This window comes from Corallococcus terminator, from assembly GCF_003611635.1.
In the GTDB taxonomy this organism is placed as follows: Bacteria; Myxococcota; Myxococcia; order Myxococcales; family Myxococcaceae; genus Corallococcus; species Corallococcus terminator.
In genome coordinates, this window is record NZ_RAVZ01000488.1 from 1 (window position 1) to 5,219 (window position 5,219).

Annotated in this window: 6 protein-coding genes and 4 tRNA genes; all 10 read left to right on the forward strand. The window is 68.1% G+C overall.

What is annotated here, in order from left to right; genetic code table 11:
* Window positions 1-233 precede the first annotated feature (233 nt).
* Window positions 234-626 carry a DsrE family protein gene (locus D7V88_RS38615; protein ID WP_120545535.1) on the forward strand — a complete coding sequence of 131 codons (393 nt, stop codon included), beginning with the start codon at window positions 234-236 and terminating at the stop codon, window positions 624-626.
* Window positions 627-836: 210 nt separating this feature from the next.
* Complete coding sequence (gene cglB, locus D7V88_RS38620; protein ID WP_120545536.1) at window positions 837-2,144, forward strand: adventurous gliding motility lipoprotein CglB; 1,308 nt, start codon at window positions 837-839, stop codon at window positions 2,142-2,144.
* Window positions 2,145-2,220: 76 nt separating this feature from the next.
* Window positions 2,221-3,198, forward strand: a complete 978-nt coding sequence (locus D7V88_RS38625) for an ATP-grasp domain-containing protein (RefSeq protein ID WP_120545537.1) — start codon at window positions 2,221-2,223, stop codon at window positions 3,196-3,198.
* Between the two features lie 66 nt (window positions 3,199-3,264).
* Window positions 3,265-3,711, forward strand: coding sequence for a hypothetical protein (locus tag D7V88_RS38630; RefSeq protein WP_208726716.1), 447 nt, complete (start codon window positions 3,265-3,267; stop codon window positions 3,709-3,711).
* A gap of 5 nt (window positions 3,712-3,716) precedes the next feature.
* Window positions 3,717-4,520, forward strand: coding sequence for a 23S rRNA (guanosine(2251)-2'-O)-methyltransferase RlmB (gene rlmB, locus D7V88_RS38635; protein ID WP_120545539.1), 804 nt, complete (start codon window positions 3,717-3,719; stop codon window positions 4,518-4,520).
* Window positions 4,521-4,646: 126 nt separating this feature from the next.
* Window positions 4,647-4,719, forward strand: a tRNA-Thr gene (locus D7V88_RS38640).
* Between the two features lie 93 nt (window positions 4,720-4,812).
* A tRNA-Tyr gene (locus D7V88_RS38645) sits at window positions 4,813-4,896 on the forward strand.
* Between the two features lie 9 nt (window positions 4,897-4,905).
* Window positions 4,906-4,981 (forward strand) — tRNA-Gly (locus tag D7V88_RS38650).
* 21 nt (window positions 4,982-5,002) lie between these two features.
* Window positions 5,003-5,078 (forward strand) — tRNA-Thr (locus tag D7V88_RS38655).
* Between the two features lie 16 nt (window positions 5,079-5,094).
* Window positions 5,095-5,219, forward strand: a 125-nt coding sequence (locus D7V88_RS38660; protein ID WP_233601620.1) for a GTP-binding protein, incomplete at its 3' end; no start/stop codon positions are given.

Below are 5,219 nucleotides of genomic sequence, written 5' to 3' on the forward strand. Positions count from 1 at the left end.
GCCTGGGCGTTCGCGCGAGCCGGCGCCGCTTCGGACACGGGCCCCGCGCCCGCGAGCACGGCGAGGCCGCACAGGCCCACCCAACGCGACAGGGCGGGACGTGACGGAGCCAGCGAGGGACGAACACCGCGGGGGCGGGACGACGGGCTCGGCATGCGGGACTCCCGGTGGAGTGGGGTCCCCGTTATACGACGGCTGCCGGTCCGGACTCGATACAGCTAAGGTCGCGGATCATGGCCGGACGCGTTTTCTTCTTCCTCCAGCACGCCACGTACGAGCCCGCCTTCCAGGCCGGCTCCATGGGCATCACCGCCGCCGCGATGGGGGACGACGTCTACTTCGTCTTCGCCTTCGAGGCCCTGCGCCAACTGGTCCGGGGCGGCTTCGGCCTCGCCCACAGCGAGCGCGAGCGCACGGAGGCGGCTCGGGCGGAAGGGCTCAACGTCCCCACGCCAGCCCGGATGCTCGAGGAGGCCCGGGCCCTGGGTGCGAAACTCGTGGCCTGTGACACCACGGTGCGCATCTGCGGCCTGACGCCCCAGGAACTGCAGGGCACCCTCGACGAGGTCATGGGCCTCGCCTCCATCTGGCGGCTGACGGAGGGCGCGCGCGTCCTCACCCTGTGAGCGGGTGGGGCCACATGCCTTGCGGATGGATGTGGGTGTCCGACCTCGGATGGACGCTGACCCGGCGGGATCGCCTGTTGTTGCAACTTGGCAGCTTCACCTGAATGGGACCTGCCTGCTGCGAGTCGCTGTAGCCTCGGTGGGCGCTCACGCGTTACGCTGGCGGCTCGTGGTTCGTGGTCCCCCTCCAAGAAGGAATTCCCAAAGCCTATGCGCGCCAAGTTGACCCCCCTGAGCGCACTGCTGGCCGGCATCGTCGGTGGTGCCATGATGGCCGGCTGTCAAACGTACGACTTCGAGCCTGTGGATCCGCTCGCGATCGCCCAGACGACGAAGGAGACGGTGATCACGGCGCGCGGAAGCAAGCCGGACGTCATGCTGCTGGTGGACACCTCCGGCTCCATGACCTTGCCGGTGAATCCAGAGCTGACCGTGAACGGCGTGAAGGTCTGCCACGGCCAGACCGAGCAGGGCCAGGACTACATCTGCGGCGAGAGCCGGCCTTCTTGCGATACGTCCAAGTGCCCTACGCGCTGGTCGGATCTCCAGGCCGCCATGGGCCCGTTCCTCACGGAGAGCGGCAGCCTCGTCCGCTTCGGCCTGACGACGTATCCCGCGCCCATCACGGTGGAAAACCCCACCGTGCCCCAGCTCTGCGCCCCGGCCGGCGAGGGCGGGAGCGTTCGCCTCGCGATCCCGACCACGCTGGACTCGGACCTGGAGCTGCTGGACCATGCGAAGGGCCTCAACGCGCTCCTGCAGGCGATTCCCAACGGCGGCGCGAACCGCCCCCGCGGTGGTACGCCGACGAGCGGAAGCCTGGCGTTCGCGGGCTCGAAGCTGACGACGGACCCTGCGGAGCGTCCCCAGATCATCATCCTGCTGACCGATGGTCTGCCGAACTGCAACGCGGAGAACGAGTACAACGGAAGCCAGGCCGAGCAGTGCGCCTGCACGGTGGCCACGTCGCAGTGTGTCGTGCCAGAGAGCCCGTACTACAATCGGGGCTGCCTCGATAAGAATGCCTCGGTCGCGGCGGTGCAGACCCTGAAGGCGCGCCAGATCTCCACCATCGTCATCGGCTTCGGCGCGGAGACGTCGGCGGGCGCCGGTCCCCAGGTGCTCAACGCGATGGCCAGCGCGGGCGGCTTCGCGCGCACCTGCCGCGCGGACATCGACTGCGGCGCGGGTGACACCTGCGACGTGGCGGCCCAGCTCTGCGGCCGTTCCTTCTATCAGGCGGGAAATCAGGAGGAACTGTCGGCCGCGTTGAAGGCCATCAGCGAGAAGCTCATGCCCGGCGAGCCCTGCTACATCCAGCTCGACCCGAGCCAGCTCCCGTCGGACCCTTCGCTCATCGTCGTCTACATCAACGGCGAGCGCACGCTCGGCGGGCCGGACTCCTGGTCTTTGGTCGACACGGGCGTGCGGTTCACCGGCAGCACCTGCGCGCGCCTCGAAGCGTCGCGTCCGGAAGCCCCGGTCAGCGTCGAAGTGCGCGCCATCCGCGAACTCTAGAGCGCGGCGGGCGGAGGCGGCTTTACCCGGGCCATGGCGGGGGTTATAGGACCTCGCCAGGCCGGTCGCCTCCGCCATGAAAATCACTGTCCTTTCGCGCTCCGCCTCCATTTCGTCCACGCGGCGGATCGTCGACGCAGGTCGCGCGAGGGGACACCGGGTCCGCGTGCTCAACCCGCTCCGGGTGCAGATGCATCTGGACGGGGGCAGCCGGGCCACCCTGCTGTACGACCGCAAGAAGCTGACGCCCACCGACGTCGTCATCCCGCGCATCGCCCTGTCCATCAGCACCTACGGGCTCGCGGTGGTGAACCAGTTCGGTCTGGCGCGCGTGCCCCTGGTGAACCATGCCCAGGCCATCGCGCAGTCACGCAACAAGATGCGCGCGCTCCAGCTCCTGTCCGCCCACGGCATCGACATCCCGGCCACGGTGATGGCCCGCGACGCGGCCCACCTCAAGGAGATGGTGGGCCTCGTGGGCGGAGTGCCCGTGCTGGTGAAGCTCCTCCAGGGCCAGGAGAAGCACGGCGTGATGGTGTGCGAGAGCCTCCAGTCGCTGGAGGCCGCGCTGGAGGCGGTGCTCGGCCTGGGCCACAACATCATCATGCAGGAGTACGTGCGGAGCACCGGCCAGGACGTCCGGGTGCTGGTGGTGGGAGGCGAGGCGGTCGCGGCGGTGCTGCGCAAGCCGCGCCCCGGCCGCCTCTCGCACACCCTCAACCGGGGCGCCCGGCTGGAGGCCCTGGCCCTGTCACCCGGCCACCGCGCCACCGCGGAGAAGGTCGCCCGGCTGGTGGGCCTGGAAGTGGCCGCGGTGGACATCCTGGACGTGCAGGGGCAGCCCAAGGTCTTTGAAGTGAACAGCTCGCCCGCGCTGCTGGAGATGGAGGCCGCGACAGGCATGGACCTGGCCACCCCCATCATCCTGCGCGCGGAGGCGCTGGTGGCCGGGGCGGTTCCCGTGTGGAGCGCCGCGCTGGAGACGCCCCAGGCGCTGCTGCCGCCTCCGCCACCGCGCAAGGCTCCCGTGAAGGTGGGCGTGCCCCGGAGTTAGAAGAGAAAGGGCTCCCCGCGCGTCCCAAGCCCCGGTATACGAGCGCCGCCTTCCAGGAGACGACCCATGCTGAACCCCCGCCGCTTCCCGCACCTGGCCACCCTGTTGCTGACCTTCGTCAGTGCCCCGGTGCTGGCCCAGGACGTGGACCCCGCCACCCTCTACGAAGTGACCACCGAGGGCACGTCGACGCAGGTGAAGGCGGGAGGGCAGGGCACCTTCGTGCTCGCCATCAAGTCGAAGGCCGGCGCCCACGTCTCCGACGAGGCCCCCCTGAAGCTGGAGCTCACGGGCACCCAACTGACCCCCGCGCAGAAGACGCTGACCCGCGAGCAGTCGGTGGCGAAGAAGGCCCAGGGGCAGCAGTTCGTGGATCCGCGCTTCGAGGTCCCCTTCACGGCGGTCTCCGCCGGCAAGGGCACGCTGGATGCGACGCTCACCTTCTTCATCTGCACGGAGAAGATCTGCGCCCGTCAGAAGAAGACCTTCTCGCTGCCCGTCGAGGTCCAGTAGCCCCCATGCGAGAGCGTTCACCCAAGGCCGGCAGCGATCGCGAGCGCGGGAGTCCCGAAGCGCCGCGCTACGTCTATGGCATCAACCCCGCGCTGGAAGCCCTCCGCGCCCATCCCGACGCCGTGGAGCGCATCTTCCTCGTCGACGGGCAGGTGGCCGCCAAGGCCGCGGGCGAATTGCTCAGCCGCGCCCGGGATGCCGGGGTCAAGGTGGAGAAGGTCGGCAAGGAACGGCTGAACGCCATGGCGGAGGGCGGCGTCCATCAGGGCGTCGTCGCCGAGCTCCGGGGCTTCCAGTACGTGGACCTGGAGGACGTGCTCGCGGTGGCGAAGGCACGCTCCCAGCCGCCCCTGGTGGTCGTGCTCGACGGCATCCAAGATCCGCACAACCTGGGGGCCATCATCCGTTCGGCCCACGCTCTTGGGGCCCACGGCGTCGTCCTGGCCAAGGACCGCGCGGTGCAGGTGACGGGCACGGTGGCCAAGGCCTCCGCCGGCGCTGTCGAGTACTGCGCCATTGCCCGCGTCACCAACATCTCCCGTGCCCTGGAAGAACTGAAGGAAGCGGGCCTCTGGGTCGCGGCTGCGGACATCGAGGGTTCCGAGCCCCTGTGGAGCGCCCGGCTGGACGGTCCCCTGGCGCTCGTCGTGGGCGCCGAGGGGGCGGGCGTGAGGGAAGGGGTCCTCAAGCACTGCGACTTCCGCCTCCGGATTCCCATGGGCGGTCAGGTTGGTTCATTGAATGCCTCGGTTTCCGCCGCGATTCTGCTATACGAGGTCGCCCGTCAACGGGGCCGTCCGGCCCGCTGACGAACCCGGATCAATCTCCTTGACTTGGAGAGTGGGGACTTCTAAAAGGTCGCGCCTCTCAAGTCGCTGCCGGGTGGTTGACGGTCCGCCCGGGATGAGGTAGGGCGGGGCAGTTGCTGGAGTGATGCCGGTGTAGCTCAGTCGGTAGAGCAACTGATTTGTAATCAGTAGGTCGCGGGTTCAAATCCCGCCGCCGGCCAGGTAGGACGGGCCGCGGAGTAGGGCCCGGGACACGAAGTCGGTTTGGCAGTTTGTGTGTAGGAATCGGCCGCAGCACCACAATTGAATATCTGGAGGGATACCCAAGCGGCCAAAGGGAGCAGACTGTAAATCTGCCGGCTCTACGCCTTCGATGGTTCGAATCCATCTCCCTCCACTCGGCAATGCGGGAATAGCTCAGTTGGTAGAGCGTCAGCCTTCCAAGCTGAATGTCGTGGGTTCGAATCCCATTTCCCGCTCCAACCGTTGTAGTGCATCGCCAAGCCCTGATAGCTCAGTTGGCAGAGCGCGTCCTTGGTAAGGACGAGGTCACCAGTTCAATCCTGGTTCAGGGCTCCATTTTTCGAGGAGTGTCATGTCCAAGGAAAAGTTCGATCGCAGCCTGCCCCACGTGAACATCGGAACGATTGGGCACGTGGACCACGGCAAGACGTCTCTGACGGCCGCCATCACGAAGGTGCTCGCCAAGTCCGGTGGCGC

Coding starts and splice junctions, on each gene's coding strand:
- D7V88_RS38625 (WP_120545537.1), top strand. CDS start 2,221: ATGAAAATCACTGTCCTTTCGCGCTCCGCCTCCATTTCGTCCACGCGG.
- cglB (WP_120545536.1), top strand. CDS start 837: ATGCGCGCCAAGTTGACCCCCCTGAGCGCACTGCTGGCCGGCATCGTC.
- D7V88_RS38615 (WP_120545535.1), top strand. CDS start 234: ATGGCCGGACGCGTTTTCTTCTTCCTCCAGCACGCCACGTACGAGCCC.
- D7V88_RS38630 (WP_208726716.1), top strand. CDS start 3,265: ATGCTGAACCCCCGCCGCTTCCCGCACCTGGCCACCCTGTTGCTGACC.
- rlmB (WP_120545539.1), top strand. CDS start 3,717: ATGCGAGAGCGTTCACCCAAGGCCGGCAGCGATCGCGAGCGCGGGAGT.